At 42.5% G+C, this 23,017-nt stretch carries 20 protein-coding genes; 2 read left to right on the top strand and 18 right to left on the bottom strand.

Annotation, left to right across the window (positions count from 1 at the left end; all coding sequences use genetic code 11):
- Positions 1 to 74: 74 nt before the first annotated feature.
- Entirely contained in the window at positions 75 to 557 is a 483-nt protein-coding gene (gene petD, locus RMY63_RS20530; protein WP_094352635.1) for a cytochrome b6-f complex subunit IV, read from the bottom strand.
- A 254-nt stretch (positions 558 to 811) separates the two neighbouring features.
- Positions 812 to 1,459 (bottom strand): cytochrome b6, encoded by a 648-nt coding sequence (gene petB / locus RMY63_RS20535; RefSeq protein WP_322730473.1) that lies wholly within the window; start codon positions 1,457 to 1,459, stop codon positions 812 to 814.
- A 407-nt stretch (positions 1,460 to 1,866) separates the two neighbouring features.
- Here petB and ctpA point away from each other — a divergent pair, with 407 nt between their 5' ends.
- A complete protein-coding gene (ctpA, locus tag RMY63_RS20540) occupies positions 1,867 to 3,111 on the top strand; it encodes a carboxyl-terminal processing protease CtpA (protein WP_322730474.1) in 1,245 nt (414 codons plus the stop codon).
- Between the two features lie 580 nt (positions 3,112 to 3,691).
- On the opposite strand, the gene RMY63_RS20545 is transcribed toward ctpA, so the two are convergent.
- Complete coding sequence (locus RMY63_RS20545) at positions 3,692 to 5,323, bottom strand: alkaline phosphatase D family protein (protein ID WP_322730475.1); 1,632 nt, start codon at positions 5,321 to 5,323, stop codon at positions 3,692 to 3,694.
- A gap of 819 nt (positions 5,324 to 6,142) precedes the next feature.
- Between RMY63_RS20545 and RMY63_RS20550 the strand changes: the two genes are divergently transcribed.
- Positions 6,143 to 6,292, top strand: a complete 150-nt coding sequence (locus RMY63_RS20550; protein ID WP_322730476.1) for a hypothetical protein — start codon at positions 6,143 to 6,145, stop codon at positions 6,290 to 6,292.
- Here RMY63_RS20550 and RMY63_RS20555 read toward each other — a convergent pair.
- From RMY63_RS20555 to RMY63_RS20625, 15 genes are all read right to left on the bottom strand, one after another.
- A complete protein-coding gene (locus RMY63_RS20555) occupies positions 6,271 to 12,543 on the bottom strand; it encodes an AAA family ATPase (RefSeq protein WP_322730477.1) in 6,273 nt (2,090 codons plus the stop codon). The two genes, RMY63_RS20550 and RMY63_RS20555, sit on opposite strands and share 22 nt — an antisense overlap.
- Positions 12,544 to 12,793: 250 nt before the next feature.
- Positions 12,794 to 13,675 (bottom strand): ribosome biogenesis GTPase YlqF, encoded by an 882-nt coding sequence (ylqF, locus tag RMY63_RS20560; RefSeq protein ID WP_322730478.1) that lies wholly within the window; start codon positions 13,673 to 13,675, stop codon positions 12,794 to 12,796.
- A gap of 73 nt (positions 13,676 to 13,748) precedes the next feature.
- Positions 13,749 to 14,159, bottom strand: a complete 411-nt coding sequence (locus tag RMY63_RS20565) for a VOC family protein (RefSeq protein WP_322730479.1) — start codon at positions 14,157 to 14,159, stop codon at positions 13,749 to 13,751.
- Positions 14,160 to 14,192: 33 nt separating this feature from the next.
- Positions 14,193 to 15,611 (bottom strand): DUF3370 domain-containing protein, encoded by a 1,419-nt coding sequence (locus RMY63_RS20570; RefSeq protein ID WP_322730480.1) that lies wholly within the window; start codon positions 15,609 to 15,611, stop codon positions 14,193 to 14,195.
- A gap of 240 nt (positions 15,612 to 15,851) precedes the next feature.
- A complete protein-coding gene (locus tag RMY63_RS20575) occupies positions 15,852 to 16,430 on the bottom strand; it encodes a Uma2 family endonuclease (protein WP_322730481.1) in 579 nt (192 codons plus the stop codon).
- Positions 16,431 to 16,695: 265 nt separating this feature from the next.
- Entirely contained in the window at positions 16,696 to 17,274 is a 579-nt protein-coding gene (locus tag RMY63_RS20580) for a Uma2 family endonuclease (protein ID WP_322730495.1), read from the bottom strand.
- An 86-nt stretch (positions 17,275 to 17,360) separates the two neighbouring features.
- Positions 17,361 to 17,609, bottom strand: coding sequence for a TIGR04255 family protein (locus RMY63_RS20585; protein ID WP_322730482.1), 249 nt, complete (start codon positions 17,607 to 17,609; stop codon positions 17,361 to 17,363).
- Positions 17,610 to 17,694: 85 nt separating this feature from the next.
- The gene (locus RMY63_RS20590) at positions 17,695 to 18,057 is read right to left on the bottom strand and encodes a M48 family metallopeptidase (RefSeq protein WP_322730483.1); all 363 of its coding nucleotides are present in this window, start codon (positions 18,055 to 18,057) and stop codon (positions 17,695 to 17,697) included.
- Positions 18,058 to 18,154: 97 nt separating this feature from the next.
- Positions 18,155 to 18,808, bottom strand: coding sequence for a type I restriction enzyme subunit R domain-containing protein (locus RMY63_RS20595; protein WP_322730484.1), 654 nt, complete (start codon positions 18,806 to 18,808; stop codon positions 18,155 to 18,157).
- Positions 18,809 to 18,812: 4 nt separating this feature from the next.
- Positions 18,813 to 20,384, bottom strand: coding sequence for an HsdR family type I site-specific deoxyribonuclease (locus RMY63_RS20600; RefSeq protein WP_322730485.1), 1,572 nt, complete (start codon positions 20,382 to 20,384; stop codon positions 18,813 to 18,815).
- A complete protein-coding gene (locus RMY63_RS20605; RefSeq protein WP_322730486.1) occupies positions 20,381 to 21,583 on the bottom strand; it encodes a restriction endonuclease subunit S in 1,203 nt (400 codons plus the stop codon). The genes RMY63_RS20600 and RMY63_RS20605 overlap by 4 nt, the downstream gene beginning before the upstream one ends.
- An 11-nt stretch (positions 21,584 to 21,594) precedes the next feature.
- Positions 21,595 to 22,017 (bottom strand): type II toxin-antitoxin system VapC family toxin, encoded by a 423-nt coding sequence (locus tag RMY63_RS20610; protein WP_322730487.1) that lies wholly within the window; start codon positions 22,015 to 22,017, stop codon positions 21,595 to 21,597.
- The gene (locus tag RMY63_RS20615; RefSeq protein WP_322730488.1) at positions 22,014 to 22,271 is read right to left on the bottom strand and encodes a DUF2281 domain-containing protein; all 258 of its coding nucleotides are present in this window, start codon (positions 22,269 to 22,271) and stop codon (positions 22,014 to 22,016) included. Before RMY63_RS20615 ends, RMY63_RS20610 begins: the two co-directional genes overlap by 4 nt.
- A gap of 43 nt (positions 22,272 to 22,314) precedes the next feature.
- Positions 22,315 to 22,572, bottom strand: a complete 258-nt coding sequence (locus RMY63_RS20620) for a DUF2281 domain-containing protein (protein ID WP_322730489.1) — start codon at positions 22,570 to 22,572, stop codon at positions 22,315 to 22,317.
- A gap of 169 nt (positions 22,573 to 22,741) precedes the next feature.
- The coding region (locus RMY63_RS20625; protein ID WP_322730490.1) for a hypothetical protein at positions 22,742 to 23,017 on the bottom strand (276 nt) is incomplete at its 5' end.

A 23,017-nucleotide genomic window follows, 5' to 3' on the forward strand; every position in this document is an offset into this window, starting at 1 on the left:
TTGATTGTTTTCAAAAGCACATCTGCATCTGCTCTTGAAACTCACAGGCGTCAAAGCATTTTCTAGTGACTAATTTAGAATAGTCCCAAGGTCAAAGATTTATCCAATGGCAAAGCAGCACCAATACCTAGCCACAGTGTAACAAGAGTACCAACAAGGAATACTGTGGTTGCAACTGGACGGCGGAAAGGGTTTTGGAACTTATTCACGTTCTCAATAAAGGGAACGAGGATTAGACCTACTGGTACAGAACCCATTGCTAACACTCCTAAAAGTTTGTTAGGAAGCGATCGCAAAATTTGGAAGACTGGATACAAGTACCACTCTGGCAAAATTTCCAGTGGTGTGGCGAAAGGATTTGCTGGTTCACCGGTCATTGCAGGATCTAGCACAGCTAGAGCCACAATCGCAGCGAAGGAACCCATGATCACAATTGGAAAGACGTAAAGTAAGTCATTAGGCCAAGCGGGTTCACCATAGTAGTTGTGACCCATGCCTTTAGCGAGTTTGGCTCTTAACTGAGGATCGCTCAGGTCAGGTTTTTTTTGTGTTGACATTTTGAAATGTGTTCTCCTGCTTAGTTAAATTAAAGCATTTATGAAAGCTATCAGCTACTAGGCAACCAACAGGCAAGAAACAGCGTTTTTATATCTACAGTCATCAGCCTGAAGGTTTTCTATAGCTTGAGGCTTCAGATACAAGTATTTATTTTTTGGAACTTATGTGCAATTAATTTCTTGTGTTTCATAAGTTTAAAACAAACAACTCGATCTGAAAACTAACAAATGTTGCCTTTCGCTAATAGCTGAGATTACAAAGGCCCGGAAATGCCTTGCTTACGGATCATCAAGAAGTGAAACAGCATGAATACTGCAATCAACCAAGGTAGTACAAATGTGTGTGCGCTGTAGTAACGAGTTAGTGTTGCTTGACCAACACTAGAACCGCCACGCAGCAGGTCGGAAATCAGAACTCCAACTACAGGAATTGCTTCTGGTACGCCGCTAACGATTTTCACAGCCCAGTAACCAACTTGATCCCAAGGTAGAGAATAGCCTGTAACTCCGAAGGAAACGGTGATCACAGCTAGGATGACACCGCTGACCCAGGTTAATTCGCGGGGCTTTTTGAAACCACCAGTGAGATAAACCCGGAAGACGTGCAAAATCATCATCAACACCATCATGCTGGCAGACCAGCGATGGATGGAGCGAATTAGCCAACCGAAGTTTACATCAGTCATGATGTACTGCACTGAGGAGAAAGCTTCAGCAACTGTTGGCCTGTAGTAGAACGTCATGGCAAATCCAGTAGCAAACTGGATGAGAAAGCAAACCAGGGTAATTCCACCCAGGCAGTAAAAGATATTGACGTGGGGAGGGACGTACTTGCTAGTAACGTCTTCGGCGAGTGCCTGAATCTCCAGGCGTTCCTCAAACCAGTCGTAAACGTTGGCCATACAATCTCAAGTTCCTAAAAGTCGGTTGCGGTTGATAAATCCCGAAGTTCTGAATCGGCAGAAGCCTTCGCTCAGACTTCTCTCCCAAATAGTAATTTTGGGATTTTAGTAAAAAGGAGTTTTTTGGAAAGCTTTTCAGCTTTTGGCGTGCTCAGAGACTTCAGAAACTTTACACTCTGTAAAGATGGAATATATTGCGATCTCTTTACGCCCCTACACACAAAATGGTGGACACAAAGTAGATTTTATCCTTTGGTGAGTGGATACGATGCATCAGTTGACTGAACAACTTGATGAGAAAAATGCACCACTTCTATAAAAAAAGTAACATAATCGAGAGATAGATTTCATCAACAACAGAGGAAGTGGGCATTATCTAGACAATTTGGGTTGAGGTGGAATTGATAATGGGGTTCATGAACAAACAAGTCTTTCGGGTTGGATTTTCATTGTTAATGGCGTTTTGCTTGGTGTTGGGTACGCTCACTCAGCCAGCGCTGGCTTTGACTGGGGAACAAAAGCTGGTTTCGGAAGTTTGGCGAATTGTTAATCGTACTTATCTAGATGAGACCTTTAATCATCAAAACTGGGCGGCTGTGCGGCAAAAGGTTCTAGAGAAGCCACTGCCAGACTCAAATGCCAGTTATGCGGCAATTGGGAAGATGCTCAAGAGCCTCGACGATCCTTTTACTCGCTTTTTAGATCCAGAGCAGTACCGTAGCTTGCAGGTGAATACTTCTGGCGAACTGACTGGGGTAGGATTGCAAATTGCCTTGAATCCTGAGAATGGGAAGTTGGAAGTAGTGGCTCCCATCGCCGGTTCACCGGCAGATAAAGCGGGGATTCAACCACGCGATCGCATTCTCAAAATTGAAGGTGTTTCCACAGAAAATCTCACCCTTGATGAAGCTGCAACCAGAATGCGCGGGTCGAGTGGCAGCCTTGTGACTCTTGTGATCGAACGAGACGGAAAGGCAGAAATGGAAATTAGACTGACACGCGATCGCATTGCGCTTAACCCTGTAGTTTCAGATTTGCGTGTTTCTGCTGAGGGTACACCCATTGGCTACCTACGTCTTACACAATTTAATGCCAACGCTTCAACGGAATTGGCACACGCTATTTCTAGTCTAGAAAAAAAAGGCGCTGCTGCCTACATTTTGGATTTGCGAAATAATCCTGGGGGATTATTACAATCAGGAATTGAAATTGCCCGTCTGTGGTTAGACTCCGGCACGATCGTTTACACTGTTAACCGACAAGGTATTCAGGGTAGTTTTGAAGCCTTTGGGCCGGCTTTGACAAACGATCCTCTGGTGATTTTGGTGAATCAAGGAACTGCCAGTGCTAGCGAAATTCTCGCTGGCGCGCTCCAAGATAACGATCGCGCCCAGTTGTTAGGCGAAACGACCTTTGGGAAGGGCTTAATTCAATCTTTGTTTGAATTATCAGATGGTTCGGGCTTGGCAGTCACAATTGCTAAGTATGAAACTCCTGAACACCGTGATATTAACAAACTAGGTATTAAGCCGGATAAAGTTATTTCCCAACCAGCCATTAACCGCGAACAGATTGGCACTGAAGCGGATCTGCAATATCAAGCAGCAGTCGAACTTTTGGTGAAAAACTCGGTGGTGGCCAAAAAGGCGTAAAAAGTTAGGAGTTAGGAATTACGAGAGACGCGATTAATCGCGTCTGTACAATAGTTAGGAATTGCATTGTTTCCAGTCAGAGACCATTGGTGACAACTTAAAGTCATCAAGCATTTGTCAATAAGTAATAGTGCTGAAAATTTTGCCGAAAATCAGGGTAGAAAACACTATTTCTAAGCCAGCGAGCGTGTCATATTTAAAAGCATCGTTCATCCTTACTCTGAAAACTCAGTACAAGACTTAATTTGATACTCTCTCAAGTGGCTTATTTATCGCGTAACTACTATTGACAAAACTAGTTTCGCCTTAACTTGTCACGAATGGTCTCTGACCATCGGTGAGAAATTAAGACAATCTTACTTTTGTCAATTAAAAATTATGCTGAAAATTTGGAAAAAGCGGAGGTATGAACTTAACTCTTGTACTGAACTAATGGGTCAAGAATGCATGATGCCTATCAAGATAACGCGTAGACGCAAAGCGGCTTGCCTTTGGCATCGCCTGCTCAAAATTCTGTTTTCAACCCCGATTTCCGCAATCTTTTAAGTACTATTGCTTATTGACAAATGGGATCTGACCCTCATTTTTGGAGTTGATACGCAGGCGTCACGTCTTCAATTAACACCTGATCGCGGGGCACTCGGAAAACTTTAAGGGTTGAGAGTGTTCCCCCTACTTTTGTAATATCGCTGACTGCCTTTAACGTACAAGTCAAAGCTTTTGATGTCACTTCAACCAAATTGTATCCGTGGGTTGCGGAGTTAAAATATTGGATATGTGCATTACTAGCTGTAAGCACTTGAGTAATCAGGTTGATTGGTGGTAGGGGAACTCCCAACGAGCCAGGACCAGTTTCCTCAGCAAAATTGGAAGATGTGGTTGAGCCAACTACAAACTCTACCCCTATCGGTACATCAAGTGGGTCATCAAAGTTCACTTTCTGATACCCAGTAACAAATGAGTGGAGGTCACCAGTGATTGTCACAAAGTTTTTAATTCCAGCCTTTTTGAAAGTTTGAAACAGTAGAGTGCGTTCAGCAGGATAGCCATCCCACTGATCTAACGCCACGAACAAATCCGGGGTCGGTTTTCCCAGGAATTGTGTTGCGAATGCTGACAATACCTTGAATTGCATGGTCATCACTTCATTACCCCAAATCTTCCAGATACAGGAAGATTTGCAAATTTGATTAATGAACCACTCACGTTGTCTGGAACCTAGCATAGTTCGGTTTGGATCGCTTCGGTTGGGACAGTCTGGGGTGATATATCGCTTCGGTGTGAGATAACGCTGCTGTTGCGCCTTAAGGTTGTCGCAGGGAGGCCCACTCCGATAAAGGCGCTCGTCCGTCATTACTAGTTCTAGTAAGTTGCCAAATTTAAATGTGCGGTAGATTTGCACAGAAGCCAGCGGATTCTTATCACTCAGGAAAGGAATACTGGTTGGGGTGTATTCTGCCCATGCTTGATTTGCTAACTGACGAAGCTCTGGTTTAAGAAATGGAACTTGGTCAGGAGCACTCACCCCAAAGCAATCGTTGGCAAACTCGTGATCATCCCAAATGGTGATAAAGGCAAAGCGCTCCCGTAGCTTTTGCAAATCTGAATCTCCATTGTAAGTCTGATAAAGGAATCTATAATCTTCAAGCGTGATAGCAGTAGGTTGACCATTAGGTAGCCGGAGGGGACGAATGCCACTCTGAAAACTTGCGTCTCCCACTGTTTCATAGATGTAATCACCCAAAAATACAACAAAATCTATCTCTTCTTCTGCAAGGAAGCGATAAGCGTTGTAGTAGCCGTTAGTGTAGTCCTGGCAGTTAATGTATGCAAAGCGAACTTGGTTGACCTCTGATTCAGAAGCAGGCAGTGTCTTGAAGCGACCCGTTCTGCTGGCTGTTCCTTTATAGATAAATCGATAGTAATAGGTGGTAGCGGGTTGGATCTGCCGGGAATTCAGGCGAACTTTGAGGGTGTAGTCCTTGAACGCATCTGTCTGTGCGACACCACGCAAGACGAATGTGCTAAATTTAGAATCTGTGGAAATCTCAAAGGCAGCTCGAACCAGACCAGGTTGAGGTGGAACAACACGAGTCCATAGAGTAATCCCGCACGGTTGCGGATCTCCAGATGCTACACTCTGCGGAAAAATGGGTGTGGTAGCATTGGCAGATTCTACAGCAAAGAATTCTTGGACTAGATCTTTGGTCATTCCTGCTATCTTGGGGAGTTTCTCACCCACCCAGATAACAACGCCTGTTGCCAGTGAGTATTTTAGAAATGTTCGCCTATCCATTTGCTTACTTAATTAGGTATAGTCAGTGTATAGCACTAGCTTCAGCTAAGTATATATAGGCAGTATTCATATAGTAATCCGCTTTGATTATTGAACTGACTTGCGTAGGCTGGGAGTAGGGAATAGGGAGTGGGGAGTAGGGAATAAGCCTTTTTGATTGGTACTTAATTTGTTCAAAAATCAAACAGGAGTCCTATATTATTACTAAATGATTGCCATTTTATATCAAGAACCACCACTAATCTCATTTTTTGCAACAGAACTCACTCAGAGTGAAAATTAGAAAAATGTTTGCTCCACTCTAGGGAGGTTAAACCAATTCGCAATTCGCAATGACGCTCGTTCGCCCTTGGCGTCTCCCCTTGGGAGAAGACTCGCTAACGCAATTCGCAATTACGTTTTGTGACGGGGATTTTACCCTGACACAAAATGTGCTGCCGTCGTTAGGCAGGGGAATTAAACCCTAAAAAAACTTTGTTAAATCGCTTTCCAGGTACGATTAAAGAAAGGGATCAAATAGAAGAAATTGAAAAGCCATCCTACAATCAGTGGACTGAAAAGTTTTGCGATGCCTGCGGCGGGCGTAGCCATCGCTAAAAAATAGTAGTGTATGATACCGTTTTTTGGGAAATGTTCAAAAAGTGATTGTAAGGGATGAATTATAACCTTAGCTTATAAATTAACCGCTTAAAATCAACCCTAGCTAGGCTCAGTCAGATAAGCCTAAGAAGATTTATGCGGCTTTTTGTTTATCAGGTTCAGCCAGAAGCTGGAAACGAGGTTTTAAAGAAGTTTCAGCTTAAGTTGACACCAATGGTGGGGCGGTTGACCGACCCTACAACCAACAACTGTGATTTTCTGGCTTATGCCGATAACGGTAGCTGAATCACAAATTCAGTTCCCTCGCCAAGTTGAGAATTCACCTCGAGCGCTCCGCCATGTTTTTCTACAATAATTTGACGGGCGATCGCAAGTCCTAATCCTGTTCCTTTTCCGACAGCTTTCGTAGTAAATAAATGGTCAAATATTTTTTGTTTTACCTCTTCATCTATACCCTTACCATTGTCGGTAATTGTAATTTTAACTAGATTATTTTTTACTGTGGTAGTAATTGTAATGCAGTTCGGATTTGCTTGAATTTCGTGAAAACTTCGGTCAATATTTGATTCTTCCAAGGCATCAATAGCATTTGCTAAGATATTCATAAATACTTGATTTAATTGTCCAGGAAAACACCCAACTTGAGGTAAAGTGCTGTATTCAGTTATCACTTCAATTGCTGGACGTTGCTCGTTAGCCTTGAGACGATGTTTCAAAATTAAAATCGTGCTGTCGATGCCTTGGTGAATATTAAACGGTACTTTATAATCTTTATCGGCACGCGAGAAAGTTCGTAAACTGGTGCTGATATTTTTCAGGCGATCGCACGCCATCGACATGGCATCAATCATCTTGGGCAAATCTTCTAAGCTATAATCCAAGTCAATTTCTTCGGCATGGTCTTTGATTTCATCATTTTTGTGGGGTAAACTTTCTTGATAAAGCTTTAAGTGTCCAACAATATCAGCGATAGTAGGTTTTGCTTGTTTGAGACTGGCAGCAATAAAACCAAGGGGATTATTCATTTCGTGAGCCACACCAGCAACTAAGTTGCCCAGTGCTGACATTTTTTCATTTTGAATAATTTGTAATTGGGCGTTTTGTAAATCATTTAAGGCTTGTTGCAAATCTTGTGATTTTTGTTGCAATGTAAGTTCAGTAAGTTTGCGATCGCGGATATCACGACAAATTGCAGCCACGTACAAGGGCTGGTCTGTTTGAGTATCATTGATCGTAAAAATGCTGTAATCAACTGGGATTTGCTCCTTGGTGATCGAGTGCTGCAAATACAGTTCGACTTGACAAAAACCCTGTTGAATCGCCTGCGGCACTATTGTCTGTCGAATTTGAGCCATAACTTCCTTGCTATGGAAGTTACTCATGTGCATACTCAAAATATCTGCTGTGCTGTCGATTCCCACTAGTCGCCGTCCAGACGGGTTTAAGTATAGACCTTGGCCATCGAGCGTCGCAATACCGATAAAGTCTGTGCTATTTTCTACAACAGCAGCCAGTTTTTGCAGTTCTTGCTCTGCCTGTTTCCGAGCACTAATATCAATCACCACTCCATCCCAGGTGATTGCCCCATCGGCTTCTCGCTGTGGCCGAGCCGCAGATTGAATCCATTTTACGGTTCCAGAAGGCAGGATAATCCGCCATTTTTCCTCAAAGGGTGTGAGATTTTGGGCAGAGTAAGCGATCGCTTGGGCAATAGCTGGGCGATCGTCAGGATGATTCATGTTGTAAAGGCTATGCGTCCCTGCCATCACCAACTCTGGCTCTAACTCATACAAGTCGAAACAGCCAGAACTAACGTAGGGTGTGGAAGTTGAACCATCCACCTCCAGACGGAATTGGTACACCATCCCAGGAATATTATTCGCCAAATTTTGGAAGCGGATTTCACTAGCCTGCAATTTTGTGAGAGATTGTGCCAAATCTTGAGCATATTTCTGATAATTTTGGTAAATTCGGGCATTTTCTAAAGAAATTGCCGCTTGAGCGCAAAGCAAGTTCAGCAGTTCGACGCGATCGCTCGTAAAGGCTCCGGTTGCCAAATTATTTTCTAGATACAATATGCCAAGCAACTTACCCTGATGCAAAATCGGGCTACACAAGATACTCTTGGGCTGCTGTTGCTGAATATACGGGTCATTGATTAGTTGCGGATGCACCGTGGCATCGGTAATTACTGCTGGTTGTAAGTTGCGTTTGACGTTATTAATTAAGCCAACTGGCACATCAACAGAGTCTTCAACAGACTCTGGGTTAAGCAACATCGGGTAAAAATCAATGTTGGCAGCCTGATTCTGTACATCACTCACCGAAAGCTGTGCTAAAGCCTGAACTAGCAACCGATCTGACTCCAAAAGCATGAATACACATTTATCGGCTCCAGCATTTTCAATGACGATAGAAAGCAATACTGAAAGCAATTTTTCGAGTTCGATTTCCCCAGAAAGGGTTTGAGAAGCTTTGAGAATGGCTGCTAAATCTAAAGCAACAGAGACGCTGCTACTACTGGAAGTGGCGGAACTGGTGGAAGTGAAACTCTCCAATGTAAAGATAGTTTCGTTAGTTGAGAGGGGAGAACGGGTTTGCCCTAAGATGGGAGCGAGGAGTTGAGGATAGTGGCGTTCTAAGTCAGCAACTTTGGCTTTCGCACCCCAACGAGCATAGCCATAGTAGGCGTTTGTCATGTATTCCTGGGCTATGCGCTGTTTACCCCAGTCGAGGTAAAATTTAGCTGCCAGTTCATTGGCTAAAGCTTCTTCTTGGATGTATTCGTTTGCTTTAGCTTCGGTGATGGCGCGATCGTACAAATCTGTTGCGTTGGTTTTTTCACCTAGAACTCGACACCGTTCTGCGGCAACTAGCGCCCAGCGTTGAGCTTGATTGCTGGGTGCATGAGATGTCCACTCCTGAAGTTTCTCCTGATGAATAGAGACTTGATCTAGAATAGCTGCTTGCTCTGTCTCACTAGCAGTTGGATAAATCGCTAATCGCACTAGCGCATCGTAGAAGGAGAATAGCGGAACGTGCATGAGTCCTACTGCTACGCCCAAATACTGTTCTGTCAAACGGGCATTTAAGAGCGCTTGTTCGTAGCGATGGAACAGATAGGAAAGGAGCAGTTTATTGAAATAAAGTTGATAGAGAGCCAGCAATTGATTGGCTTCGAGATGAAGTTGAATCATCTCATCTTCATCATAATGTTTGCTACACAACCGATCTGGTTCAGCCGTCGGTTCCAGCAAATTAAGAACCGCTTGATAGTAAATACTTTGAATGTGAAGATAGCCATCCTGACGAAATTGCTGGATGACCTTGCGGTGTTCATCCATCGTCTGTTTGAGAGCAGAAAGTTCCTGCCCACTCAAATAAGCGGTGTAGCCGTAGCCCATGAGACTGAGGGCAGCATACTGTAGATCGCCCGTTTCTACTCCACTGGCATAAGCTTGCAGAAAGCCGTCTAGCGTGTCTTTCGCGGGTTCTTGCCAATGTCTGAGGAAGGTGTTGAATCCAAAAATGGTTTTAGCAGCGAGCTTGTGGGCATCGATATGCTGTAACAGGTTCATCCCTAATTGCCCAAAGCGATAGCCCGCATCAATATCTCTTAACATGGCAACCAGCATCAACCCGTACTGGTTATAACCATAAGTTGACTCGGTTGCATTCCCGTATTGCACAGATAAATCGATTTGAACAAAGGTGAGCAAGGGTAACAGGTCTGGAGCAACTTGATAAGCAGCAGAGATGATGTTTGATATAATAGTCATTGCTGCTTTTTGCTCCAGTGCGCTCATTTCGGGTAACTCCAACAAGGATTCAATCGATCTGTTGGCAAGGAGTCTTTGGGTGTGCTGAAGCGCCTGCTCGATGTCTACCTGGGTAGGTTGTTCTGGCAGATACACACCCAGTTGTTTTAGCACTTCTCGCGCCAGCCGCAAAGCTTCTAGATGTTGATTTTGGGCGATGCAAGCCTGGATTTTAGCCTGATATGTAGTCACCCGATCGAGCCAGGAATGGGTATGAGTCAGCACCGTTTCTGCTAACTGCTCCATCTGTTCAAAATTGGTGCTGAGGTAGGCTGCCTCTGTTGCCCCTTCATAGAGGGCGAGACACATGTTGTATTGATGTTGCCAGCGATCGCCAGGAAGCAGGTCGATGCCCGCGATTAAATAGGCCAGAGCAGCATTGTAAGCCGTTGCTGCTCTGGCTTTGCGTCCAGCAGCAAGATTTAACTGGGCGAGTTCATGGCGTTGAGATGGTTGAGTAATCAGAGATTGCCCGACATTGAGATGATTGACGATATCAAACAATTTTTCGCCTTGATCGTTGAGCGAAGTCTCCTGCAACAAAAGCTGCCCAATTTTAAGATGGGTTGCTTGTTTTTGGTCGTCAGGAATCAAGGAATAGGCAGCTTGCTGGACGCGATCGTGCAAGAATTTGTAAACTGTCATTTGTCCTTTGTCATTTGTCATTTGCAAATGACAAAGGACAAATGAGGAATCTTGATAAAACTTATAAACCTCGTTGGTTGGAATCACCAATCCTTCTTGCAATGCTTTCCACAAGTCTGAAGCGGTTTCGGTGTGGGACTTTTCAGAAACGATCGCCAATGTCGCCAAATCAAACTGATTGCCGATACAAGCTGCCAGTTTCAAAACATCTTGAGTGTTGGATGACAATTTCTGAAGCTGTTGTGCCATAAATTCCACCACATCATCGGTGAGGGCAAGCGATCGCACTTGCGCTACATCACACTGCCAAAAACCTACCTCCCAATCAAAGCTAATCAGCCCATCCTCATGTAGCACTTTCAAAAACTGAGTTGTGAAAAAGGGATTGCCTTTAGCTTTTTGATAAACTAACTCTGTTAACAGTAATGCCTTTTCAGTTGCACAACTGAGCGAATCGGCGATTAAATGGTTGACATCTGCTTGACTCAAGGGAGCTAGGCTCAAGGTTTTGATGCCAGAAGATGCCTTTTCAATTTCATCTACCGTTAACATGAGTGGATGAGCCGCAAACACCTCGTTATCGCGGTATGCGCCAATAATGAATAGATAGCTGCAATCGCTCTGAGACATTAACAACTTCAGCAAATTCAGCGATGCCGAATCTGCCCACTGCAAATCATCCACAAATATTACTAACGGATGCTCTCTGGTTGCGAACACCTGAATAAACTGTTGGAACAGCAAATTGAAACGGTTCTGGGCCGCACTGCTTGAGAGTTCAGCGATCGCAGGTTGTTTGCCAATCATCTGCTCCAGTTCAGGAATCACCTCGATCAGGACTTGCCCGTTCTCTCCAACTGCCGCTAAAATCTTGCTCTGCCATTGCTCCAGTTGGGTATCGCTTTCACTAAGCAACTGTCCCATTAGATCACGAAAGGCTTGTACAAAAGCAGACAGAGGAATGTTGCGGTTGAACTGGTCATACTTGCCCTTGATGAAGTAGCCGTTCCACCGCACAATTGGCTTATGCACTTCATTGACGACTGCGGTTTTGCCAATACCAGAGAAACCTGCCACCAGCATCAATTGAGAGCTACCATTGGCAACCTGACCAAATGCCTCTAATAAGGTCTTTACTTCCAATTCCCGTCCGTAGAGTTTTTCTCTTATGAGAAAGCGATCGCTGATATCGCGCTGTCCTAAATCAAACCAGGTGTGTTTGCCTGTTTCTCGCCACTGTTCTAAGCAGGTAACAAGGTCATGTTTAAGTCCTAGCGCACTTTGATACCGGTCTTCGGCGTTCTTCGCCATCAGTTTGCGGACAATTTCGCCCAGCATCAAGGGCAATTTGGGGTTGAAATCGCAGAGGCAGGGTGGAAGTTTTGCAATGTGGTAATGCACCAACTCCATCGGTTCATGGGACTCAAAGGGCAATTTTCCACTCAGTAGTTCAAAGAAGGTCACACCTAAAGAATAGAAGTCACTGCGGTAGTCAATGCCTCTGTTCATCCGTCCGGTTTGCTCTGGCGACAGATAAGCTAGCGTTCCCTCCAATCCATTGAGGCTCTGGATTTCCTGGGTTTCTCGTGGTAAGAGTGAGGCAATACTAAAGTCAATCAGCTTGATTTCTTTGGTGTCAGGGTGAATCAAGATGTTGGCTGGCTTGATGTCTTTGTGAATGACGCGCTGTTGATGTAACTGGTGTAAGGTGTCTAGCAGTTGCAGAGCATTGGGTAGGAATTGCTCTAATGTCAGTGTTTTTCCTTGAGTAAATTGCCGCAGGGAAACACCACCAAAGTCTTCCATGACTAGGGCATAGCCATTGTGATAGGCTTCCAGGCTGTAGGGTTTGATAATGCCAGAAATATCTAGGTTTTTAGCGATGGCATATTGGTTGCGAAACTGTACTAATTCGCTAAAAGTTGGGTATTCTCGTTTTAAGAGCTTGATGACAACTGGTAGGCGATCGCATTCTCGAATTGCCCGATACACTTGAGTACGAGAACCTGAATAAAGTTGCTCGATGATTTGGTAGCCAGCAATCCTTAAAGTTCCATCAACTTTTGCGCTCATAAATTTTGACGAAAATTTATTTATACTAGTGTTATAATTCCCACTACCATATCTTGGTTAACAAACGTTAGAAAAGTTGCATTGGGTATAAGGCACTAGTACCGCAAGGCGGAAGTCAAATCCAATTCGCAATTCGCAATTCGCAATTAACAAAGTTTGGGGGTTTAAGTCCCCTGCCTGTAGAGGCAGAAGGTTTTGTGTCGGGGTCTAAATCCCCGTCACAAAACGTAATTGCGAATTGCGAATTGGTTTAATTGGGTGGTAATTCTAAACCCATTTCACCCAACAACCCCTTGCGAAAATCTGTTAAAAGTTGCCTTGCAGCTCGCTCGATATCACCTTTGTAACGATGTTCTGCTAAGGCGTGCAAATAGGTATCTCCGGTCTCTGATGTCGAATCGAGTTGGTAGCGAGACTGTAATGGTTTTTTTGGTAATAAATCTGCGGCTACAGCTTCTAAATAGTTGAGTAAATCCACTAGAGCTGCTGCTACTAGTTGGTTATCGTAAGATGCTTCACCGATATCATCACAAATAGCTAATTTCAATGCTGCATCTTGGTCTTCTAATCTTAAAGGGATGACACCAGGAGCATCTAGCAATTCTAAATGTTCGGAAATTCGCACCCAGCGTAGTTGGCGAGTTACTCCAGGACGGGCCGCACTTTCCACGATTCGCTTTCCCAACAGGCGGTTAATTAAAGCTGATTTACCGACATTAGGAAAACCAATCACCACAGCCCGCACTGGACGGGGTAACATGCCGCGATCGCTTCTTCTTTGATTGAGTTCTACCCCAGCGGCTTGCGCTGCCCGCGCTACTTCTGCTATACCTTTACCATGTTGAGCGTTGGTAAAATAGGGGACTTCTCCTTGACGTTTAAACCAATCGATCCACAGCGATCGCATTTGCGGAGTAATCATATCTACTCGGTTAAGTATCAACACCCGTGTTTTACCCTCCACCCACTCACCTATTTGGGGGTGGTGAGTCGCTAAGGGAATCCGAGCATCTCGTACTTCAAACACCACATCTACGCGCTTCAGCTGTTCTTTGAGCTTCTTTTCAGCTTTCGCAATGTGACCTGGATACCATTGAATCAGGTTTAATCTATAGTTTTGAGTTATAGCCATTTGTCTTTTGTCCTTTGTTATTTGTCTTTTGTCCTTTGTTATTTGTCCTTTGCAAATGACCAATGACAAATGACTAATGACTTCCTCTAGCAGCTTGATGTAAAATCAGACGGTTGCCATCAGGGTCATAAGCATAGATTTCTCTGCCGTGGGAAGCAATGGAAATGTCTCCTGGTGGAGGATAGCCCAAAGCAGTTAGGTGAGCGATCGCATCTTCTAAGTTACTCACCTCTAAACACAAACTTATCTTACTTTTGGTGTAGACACAAAGTGGCTTGTCGTCAGACATGGCTTCAAATTCCGATTCGTTTGTGTTCTTTGGTTTAAAAATACCTAATCGCATACTAACCAAATTAAACTCAGCATAGACATTCGGAATCAAAAAAACTGGTTTTTGCTCTAGTAATTTGGTATAGAAATTTACTAAATTCTCACAATTAAGCGATGCTATGGTGACAAATGCGTTACTGTACTGGAAAACCATTTAAGCTTTAAGTTCTTTGATTTTTTGAGACTCTCACTTTTCTAAAGTTCTCACACTCAGCACTTGCGGCGGTGTCGAATCTGGTGGATAAATCACATCTATCTGTACTATCCGCTGAGTTGAAGGTGGAAGTACAAGCTGCACCAATGGTTCTAACACCTGACCAGTTCTGTGCCATAGATGTATGTAGCGCGTCTTTTGTTGACCTTGGTCATCGAAATAGCGTAGCCGTACTGTACCACGGAAGAAAGGAAAATCTAGGGATGGTTTGCGAAAACGCACACCACCTTGAGATAATTTATCTTCCTTCAAAGGTGTTTCTAAAGTAACAGTCACAGTCTGGTTTTGATTGGTATTATTGCTTAAGGGTAAGGTGAGTTTATATTCCACCCCATAATTACCATGTGCTTCATAAGCCGTATCTGGATAACGTACCAGCATTTTGGCCGTTTGGATTTGTTGAGTGCCCAATCGGCCACTAAGCAATGTGTCTAAACCATAAGAAATAGCTTTGCCACGCTGGGGAATAGTCAGATATTTGGTTTGGGGATTATCTACCAACTTTGCTTGCCATTGGGAGCCACTAGACACACCAGCTACACGTCCATAAATTAGTGCACCACTGGTAGCATTTGGAGGAGTAGGGGTTTTATCTCGCGGCCCGGCGAAGTTGCCGGTATTTAGTAAAGCTTGCCATTCTGCAAGAGTGGGTTGGCGTTCTGTATTATCAGAATTTTTCTTGGCAAACATTGCTAAACTTGCTGCATAAACTCGATCGCTACTACGCAGCCGGATAAAGCTAGAACGCCCATTCACCGGCTTTTCTAGATTTCGTACAGGAATCGGATGATTTAACAACATCCGGCTTTGTCCTGGGGGAATTATCAGCTTTGCGGGAAAATCTGCTTGTCGAACACCTCGGAGTACATCACCAACAGCGCGATCGCCTGGGCCTGAGTAAGCCTTACCATCATTATTTTCTATGTAGGGGGATAAGGTGACAAAGGGCGCATCCTGCATCAAATAACTCGCAGCTTGCAATACATCTACTGTTACTGGTTTTTTACCAGGGTTCTGCACAATTACACCCAGGTATAGCGTTTGTAAATCCTTGGGAGTGTGGCTGTAGTGGTGGGTAAATAAGTCAAAGCGTCCTTGAAAGGGAAAATTAAGGTGTGCTGCTGGAATTTTTTTACCGTTTGGAGGAAAGGTAGAAAGTAAAATACCCTCAGTTTTAACCCATTCTGGGCTATTGCTGTTAAAAACGGGTATGTTATCCAACTTGCCTGGTAAGGCTCGAACTTCTCCTGGTTGCACAATTTCTTGAGGCGCTGGCTTCGGTGAAGTTTGAGCGATCGCTGAATTATCTTTTTGAGTTGTGCATCCAAAGGTTTGAGTTATGGCAAGTCCTAATAAAAGTGTAAATACAGGTGATGGGAATTTAGTCAGCATAAATTTGAGCATCAAAAAAGCTGTGGTGTCAAAGATCAGAAGTTATTACTACAAGTTTCTTGAAGAAGATTTCTGATGATGCGTAGGCATAGCCCGCCGCAGGCATCACGATTAAATTGTAAGTATAGTTCCAGTAGCCCACATCAGCAAGGCTTTTGATGTTTAAAGAGAGTGTCGATGGTTGAAGCGAATTTGAGAAAGTTCACTGATAGTAGAAATCAAATCAAGATAATCAGTCATCTATGCAAAAATCTGCTGTAAATTTAAAACAAAACCAGGGAGAACATCTTCACCCGATAAACTTGTGGGAGATTGTAAAACTTCCGGTGCAATATTTGGGCGATAAATTATTACTTGTTTATCTTTAGGATTAATTAACCAACCCAGTTGTAAGCCATTTGCTAAGTATTCCGCCATTTTAGCTTTAGTATCTTCCACATCATCAGTTTCAGAAACTAATTCCACTGCAAAATCAGGACACAAAGGGAGAAATTTCTTTCTTTGTTCTGGGGTAAGAGCATCCCATCTTTCTATCCTTACCCAAGAAGCATCAGGTGAACGAGTTGCCCCATTTGGCAGTTTAAACCCAGTAGAAGAATCAAAAGCTTTTCCCAAATTATTTTGATTGCTCCAAAACCATATCTGACCTAATAAATCAAAATTACGGTTTCCCGTTTCTCCCCCAGTAGGTGACATGATAATTAATTCCCTTTCAGCAGTTAACTCTAGTCGTAATTCTTTATTTACGGCTACAATTTGTGCAAATTCCTCATCAGTAAATTGCAGATTAGAAGGTAATTGTAAGGTTAAAGCAGTCACGTTGCGTCGCTCCGAATTCAAAATTCACGCATTCAAAATTCAAAATCTTCCCTCCCCGCAGGCGGGGTGGGATTGGGGGTGGGGTGTTAGGTGACTTACTTTTGCAAGAGGTCTAATAACTATTTGTTCTTGATCAATTGCCTGAGTCATTGCTGTATCCTCAATAAAAATAATAAGATAGCTTTTGATGTATAAAGGGAGTGTCGATGGTTGAAGCAAACTTAAGAAAGTTCAGTGATAGTAGAAATCAAATCAAGATAATCATCTATGCAAAAATCTGCTGTAAATTCAAAACAAAACCAGGGAGAACATCTTCACCCGATAAACTTGTGGGAGATTGTAAAACTTCCGGTGCAATATTTGGGCGATAAATTATTACTTGTTTATCTTTAGGATTAATTAACCAACCCAGTTGTAAGCCATTTGCTAAGTATTCCGCCATTTTAGCTTTAGTATCTTCCACATCATCAGTTTCAGAAACTAATTCCACTGCAAAATCAGGACACAAAGGGAGAAATTTCTTTCTTTGTTCTGGGGTAAGAGCATCCCATCTTTCTATCCTTACCCAAGAAGCATCAGGTGAACGAGTTGCCCCATTTGGCAGTTTAAACCCAGTAGAAGAATCAAAAGCTTTTCCGAGCTTATTCTGTCTGTTCCAAACTCCTAAATCAAGATACAGTTCAAAATTACGGTTTCCCGTTTCTCCCCCAGGAGGTGACATGATAATTAATTCCCCTTCAGCAGTTAACTCTAGTCGTAATTCTTTATTCACGGCTACAATTTGTGCAAATTCCTCATCAGTAAATTGCAGATTAGGAGGTAATTGTAAGGTTAAAGCAGTCATAATTAATTCGCTCATTTTTTAAAAGAGGGCCCAGAAGTCGCACTACAGCTAAAAGTTGGAAAATACTCAAATTTCTAACCACTTGCTTAAGAATATTCTTCAGGCTTATTAGATACTGATAATAATTGAGAGTTAATTTCATCTGGATTCTCTAAGTTAAATTCAAAACCCCCTTGAAGGGCCATTCTTTTTTGAATATTTGGAAAAGAGTCTTTAATATTTTCATGAAACTTTAAAAGTTCTTCATAATTAAAATTCTCATGAAGATTCACCGTTATATCAAAGATAGCTTCGGTAATAGGCGGATTAGGGAATCTCATTTTTGATTTGTTCAAAAATCATTGAACAGTTGTAGATAAAAGTTATATATATTCATAGTTTACAAGACTTTGCAACAATTATCTGTATCAAAACCAGATACTATATTAGACCTTCAATACAACCTTCTTCCACGGTTGCATAATACCCCTGCAATCGCTTCTCTTTTTCTTCCCAGTCAGGAAGATAAGCATACATATAACACTTAAATAGCTTACCGTGGTTGGGAACGAGGAGATGCACAAGTTCGTGAACAATGACAAACTCACCCAATTCTTTCGGTAAGTCTAGCAGTTCAGTATTCAAGGTTAAACGTCCTGTGGTGGAGATAGAAGCCCATTTGCGCTTCATGGGACGGAATTGAATTTGTTTGACTTGGACTTTAATACGATCGCTCCATTCTCCCACAGCGTCCTTAAATGCTTGCGCGTCTTTCCATTTTCGATTGTCGCAGCTAGCAATCATGATTCGACTCGTTCGAGTTTTAGCAGGTTGTTGGTGACTTCAATAGTCTGCTCAACTGAGCTTGTAATAGGATAAATATTAGCGTAAAGTTCGGTTCTTAAATCAATTTCCTGACGCGCATCCCACCAATAATCAGGGAAGTTGCTATAAATAGTGTTGATAATTTCGGCTTGGTTGATATCCAGCTGAGTAACTGCTTGCTTGATGACAGTGTAAATTGCAAAGGGCGATTTACACGGGCGATTCCCTGTAAGAGAACGTGGTCGCGCATCGGTTTGTCGAGATACATACAGTAAAGTATCGGCGCATCAAACCCCGTCAATAGTTTCTCGGTGACGATGAGAATTTTCGGCAAGGCTTTGCGGTGGTTTTCGTAAAGTTGGCGAATTTTGGTTACAGCATCAGCATCGCCACCGCAGAGGCTTTCTAAAGTTTGGGCATCTTCAGCAGAACAATAACCTGTAAAAGTTAGGGTTTTGTTGTCGTAGTTAAAATCTTTGGGGCGAGATTCGATAAAGTCGATGACTGCATCAGATAAGGATATTTTGGCAGAAACGACGGATTTTTTAATAAAGGCTTTGCGGACTTCTTTCTCTTCGGCATCAGTTAGGTTGTACTCTCGCAGTCCTGCGGCTGTAGTCCGGGAATAAACGACGGTTGAATATTCGCTAGGGAGATATTTATCTAAGGCTTGTTTGTAAAGTTTACAAGCTTCCCGGTCTACACCAACCATAAAAGCTTTAAAGCCCATTGGTTCAACGTAGTCCCGGAAGTGTGCGGCGACAAAATTTCGCTACTTTATCTACTCTATCTTCACTTTTGAGAAACTCTTTTAATTTAACAGCGCGATCGAGAATGCCATCAAGTTCTTCTATGTCGTTAATGCCTTCTGCGGCTTGGAGTTGGAGAAATTCTTTTTCTAAAATTTCTTGGGGAACGCGAAACTCTGATTTCGCCAGGGCATAATTTAGCTTTAGGGTTGTGCCATCTCGTACCGAGTCGGCGGTTGAATACAAATCTAGGCTGTATTTCGGGTCACTAGGTTCGCCGAAGGTTTGGAAAGTGTTTTGTCCTTTTGCTGCTTTGCTGACGGGTGTACCTGTGAAACCGATAAATGTGGCGTTGGGGAGGGCAGCCATCAAATATATGCCGAAATTACCGCCTGTGCTGCGGTGTGCTTCATCGACTAAGACGGTAATTGTAGAACGCTTATTTTCTACTTTCATCTTGTCGAATTTGTGAATCATGGCGACGATTAAGCCGCGATAATCATCTTGGATGAGTTTTTCTAAGTCTGCTTTACTGGTTGCGACTTCATAACTTTTGATGCCATAAGCTTTGAGGTTTTTGTCTAGTTGGTTTTCTAGTTCGTTGCGGTCAACAATCATGATTACGGTATTATCGCCGCTAATATTGCGGAGTTGGGCGGCAACTGTAATCATGGTGAGGGTTTTACCACTACCTTGGGTATGCCAAACTAGTCCGCGTTTTTTATTCGGGTCTTGGATGCGTTGCAAGACTTTTTTGACTGCACGGGTTTGGTGTTGGCGTAAAATTACTTTGGTTAAGCCGTCATCGCGTTCGAGGAAAACAATGTAATATCTGAGAATCTCTAAAAAGCGTTGATGGTCGAAGAAGGTTTTGATTTTCTCTTCGTAGTCGCCTTCAGTGATGGTATTGCTTTGTTTGTTCAGTTTCCATTCAAACAAGTTTTTGCGGTTGGTATTCCAGGTTAAGCCATACCAGAAATTCCACAATTCTGTGATTTCAAAAACTTGGGGAAAGGCTAGCAATTCGGGGGTTTGGTTGTGGTAGCGGCGAATTTGGTCAATGCCTAATGCTAAACCATCAGTTTTCTTTTCTCCTTTGGTTTCAGCGATCGCAACGGGGATACCGTTAATCAGAAAAATAATATCAGCGCGGTTGGGAAATTTTACGCCTTTTTGCGACCATTCATCTGTGACTTGGAAGATGTTATTTTCCGGGTTGTTAAAGTCGATGAGGGTAATGTTTCTGTCGCGGTTTTCTTGGGCGACAAAAATAGATTGTTTGCCTTGCAACCAGTTTAAAGCTTCGCGGTTGCCTTCGATGGTACTGTCAATGTTTCGCAGGCGGCGAAGAATTTCATCTATATTGTTAGAGGTGACAACGCCAGGATTTAGTTTAATTAGTTGACTGCGAAGAACATCGGCAAAGTAGCGTTCTTTGAGCTTTTCCTCTCCCTTTCCTTCCCGCCGTTGTAATGCCTCTTTTGAAGTTAGGTATTCCCAGCCAATATCATAGGCATATTTCAGCATCGGTCTTTGCACGGCGGAAGCTTCGCTCATACGTAAGTCTCAGTTAAGGGTTGGGTAGAAATTTTACCTGTCATCAGTTGTTCTAGCATGGCGTGGAAGAGTTCGTCAGTAAGGGCGATTTCTTTTTCTAGGGCTTGAATTTTGCGATCGCAAGCCTGTAAAGTTCCAATAAGTTCGTGTTGCTCATTAAGAGGTGCAACAGGCACTAAAACAGATTTAATCGTCTGTGTATTGATATTAAATTTTCCATCAGCCGCGTTAGATGCTCTACCACTTAAATAACTCTTCCCTCTATGAGTCATGGTGTAAAATTGGACAAATTCAGGTAACAAAGTATGAGGCTTAAGTCTTACTCGTATTAGATAAGATGCAAACATAGCTTGAGGAGGGTTTCTACAAAAAACAGCACATCTACCAAGATATTCCTTTCTTCCATTCGTCCTTACAAAAAGTAAATCACCAACTTCTAAGAATAGCTTTTTAAATTCTTTTTTGTCTGGCTTTGTAAACTTTAAATCAGATATATTTATCTCGCCACCAATCACATTTGGAATTCTTAAAACAGGAATACCGCTAGTATCCGAATCACACAGTTTTGATGTACCGTACTGGAGAAATTCACAAACTTTATCCAGCGTTACAACTTCCCAACTCTCTGGAATTTCGCCTATATCCGTCTGCTTGCGCGGTTCCTTGCGAGTGCCATGAGTAAAGAGATACTGCATCAGTGCTGCTTTGCGTTCCCGTTCCAGTTCTAACTCTCGCTGGCGGGTTTCTTTGGCTTTCTGGATGGTTCGCAGAGTGTGGGCGATCGTTTTTTGTTCGGGGACTGGGGGAAGATAGATAATTTTTGCATAGGCATCATTTCTATTAAGTCCTGGAATAGCTAGTGAACTATTCAAAGCAGATAAATTAAGTATTGAAAGACTATAGTATAGATAATATAAATCACATGGCTGCTTAACATCATCAATATAATAGGTAGTATCTATTGGATAGCATGGTATCAAACTAAAATTAACTTTACCTATAGAGCCTTTTCTGCCAATAACAATAGTTTTACTAGAAGTAATAGCCTGATTATGCCAATCTATAATACCGTTAGAACCATAAACAGGTATAGAACCACTTTCGCGCTGAGATTTTGGAAGTGTTTTTCCATAGATAAATTCACACACATCTCCCAACTTGACAACTTTCCAATGAGAAGGTAATTGAATCTCACCCATTCCTACCCCTCTCATATTCCATCAGCAATAATCAAATCTATCATTTCATTCTTATTCTTCCGATAAACCCGAAAATCACTATCTAGAGTTAACACACTACTACCATTAATCAACTCACTCATTCTTACCAAACACACATCAGCTAAAGACATTGGTACATTCTGATACCGCTTCAACAACTCTCTAACCGTTCCTATTTCATCACTAAGACGAAAAGAGATTTGAATTATGCCATTATCTAATAAAGACATAACTGCATCCTCTCCGCCATAAAAATCTCGCAATATAAAACACGTCTCATTAATTACTGCTTCGCAAGTTAATAAGGGTGGTTCAATCTTTTTCCATTCATTAACCGCCCAATCATGCGAATTTTCTCGATTATTGATAAATGCAACTAAGGGGCCTGTATCTAGAAGTACCTTTTTCCTCATTTCCAACCGTAGCCTTCTAAATACTTCTTGTTGGTAGCTAAATCACCAGGGCCTCCATCAACACAGCCAGCAAACTCTTTGGCAGCTTCATAGGCAGAAATAGGTTCTTTCTCTTCTTGATGCTGTACATCCTGCTTTTGCTTCTCCTTATACTGCAAAAACTGAATAAAATCGATTACCTCCTCCTGCTTCTCTGGAGATAATTTTCTAAATTCATCAATCACTATTTGTTCTTTACCAATTGCTTGAGTCATGGCTTTATCCTCGATAAAAATAAAAAGTAAATCTTAAAAATCTTTATCCGCCCATTGCCTCTCTTATCTTGCTGCTGCCAAATCTGTCTAAATACTTTTTATTAGTCGCCAAATCTCCTGGGCCTCCATCAACACATCCAATAAACTCCTTAGCCGCTTCTAAAAATGAAACTTGTTTTTCCTCTTCTTTATCCTTAAGTGTCTCCTGCTTTTGCATCTCCTTAAACTGCAAAAACTCAATAAAATTTAATACCTCCTGTTGCTTCTCAGGAGATAACTTTTTCAATTCATCAATTATCATTTGTTGCTTATCAATTGCCTAAGTCATTGCTGTATCCTGGATGAAATAATAAGATATTTGTGACTGATTGAAACTTTAGCAATTTAAACTTTACTACTCATTGCAGACAAACTTAAATACTCACAGATCAGCTAGCGTAAAATGTGTAGGTAGGTTTGAGAAACCAAACCTAACATTTTGCAGGGTTTGTTGGGTAACGCATTGCCTCAACCCAACCTACGAATATTCTAACCTCCAACCCCTTCCCTACTAGCGTTGGGGAGTAAGCCTTAAAGCCTCTCTGCTTGTAGGCTTGGGTGTACACACAAGTATGACCAGCATAGGTTTCAACTCTTCTAGTAGTTTCGTAGGGTGCGTTATGGACACGCCGAAATAACAAATGGGTACGCTGAAATAACAAATGAGTACGCCGAAATAACAAATGAGTACGCCGAAATAACAAATG

The sequence above is a fragment of the Nostoc sp. ChiQUE01b genome, from assembly GCF_034531255.1.
In the GTDB taxonomy this organism is placed as follows: Bacteria; Cyanobacteriota; Cyanobacteriia; order Cyanobacteriales; family Nostocaceae; genus Nostoc.

Excerpts from the sequence above, each read along its gene's own strand:
- RMY63_RS20615 (WP_322730488.1), bottom strand. The coding sequence starts at position 22,271 with ATGACTCAAGCAATTGGTAAAGAACAAATAGTGATTGATGAATTTAGA.
- RMY63_RS20555 (WP_322730477.1), bottom strand. The coding sequence starts at position 12,543 with ATGAGCGCAAAAGTTGATGGAACTTTAAGGATTGCTGGCTACCAAATC.
- RMY63_RS20565 (WP_322730479.1), bottom strand. The coding sequence starts at position 14,159 with ATGGTTTTCCAGTACAGTAACGCATTTGTCACCATAGCATCGCTTAAT.
- RMY63_RS20600 (WP_322730485.1), bottom strand. The coding sequence starts at position 20,384 with ATGAGCGAAGCTTCCGCCGTGCAAAGACCGATGCTGAAATATGCCTAT.
- RMY63_RS20580 (WP_322730495.1), bottom strand. The coding sequence starts at position 17,274 with ATGACTGCTTTAACCTTACAATTACCTCCTAATCTGCAATTTACTGAT.
- RMY63_RS20550 (WP_322730476.1), top strand. The coding sequence starts at position 6,143 with ATGCGGCTTTTTGTTTATCAGGTTCAGCCAGAAGCTGGAAACGAGGTT.
- RMY63_RS20570 (WP_322730480.1), bottom strand. The coding sequence starts at position 15,611 with ATGCTGACTAAATTCCCATCACCTGTATTTACACTTTTATTAGGACTT.
- petD (WP_094352635.1), bottom strand. The coding sequence starts at position 557 with ATGTCAACACAAAAAAAACCTGACCTGAGCGATCCTCAGTTAAGAGCC.
- RMY63_RS20620 (WP_322730489.1), bottom strand. The coding sequence starts at position 22,572 with ATGATAATTGATGAATTGAAAAAGTTATCTCCTGAGAAGCAACAGGAG.
- RMY63_RS20545 (WP_322730475.1), bottom strand. The coding sequence starts at position 5,323 with ATGACCAAAGATCTAGTCCAAGAATTCTTTGCTGTAGAATCTGCCAAT.
- RMY63_RS20595 (WP_322730484.1), bottom strand. The coding sequence starts at position 18,808 with ATGGGCTTTAAAGCTTTTATGGTTGGTGTAGACCGGGAAGCTTGTAAA.
- ylqF (WP_322730478.1), bottom strand. The coding sequence starts at position 13,675 with ATGGCTATAACTCAAAACTATAGATTAAACCTGATTCAATGGTATCCA.
- petB (WP_322730473.1), bottom strand. The coding sequence starts at position 1,459 with ATGGCCAACGTTTACGACTGGTTTGAGGAACGCCTGGAGATTCAGGCA.
- RMY63_RS20605 (WP_322730486.1), bottom strand. The coding sequence starts at position 21,583 with ATGGGTGAGATTCAATTACCTTCTCATTGGAAAGTTGTCAAGTTGGGA.
- RMY63_RS20590 (WP_322730483.1), bottom strand. The coding sequence starts at position 18,057 with ATGATTGCTAGCTGCGACAATCGAAAATGGAAAGACGCGCAAGCATTT.
- ctpA (WP_322730474.1), top strand. The coding sequence starts at position 1,867 with ATGGGGTTCATGAACAAACAAGTCTTTCGGGTTGGATTTTCATTGTTA.
- RMY63_RS20610 (WP_322730487.1), bottom strand. The coding sequence starts at position 22,017 with ATGAGGAAAAAGGTACTTCTAGATACAGGCCCCTTAGTTGCATTTATC.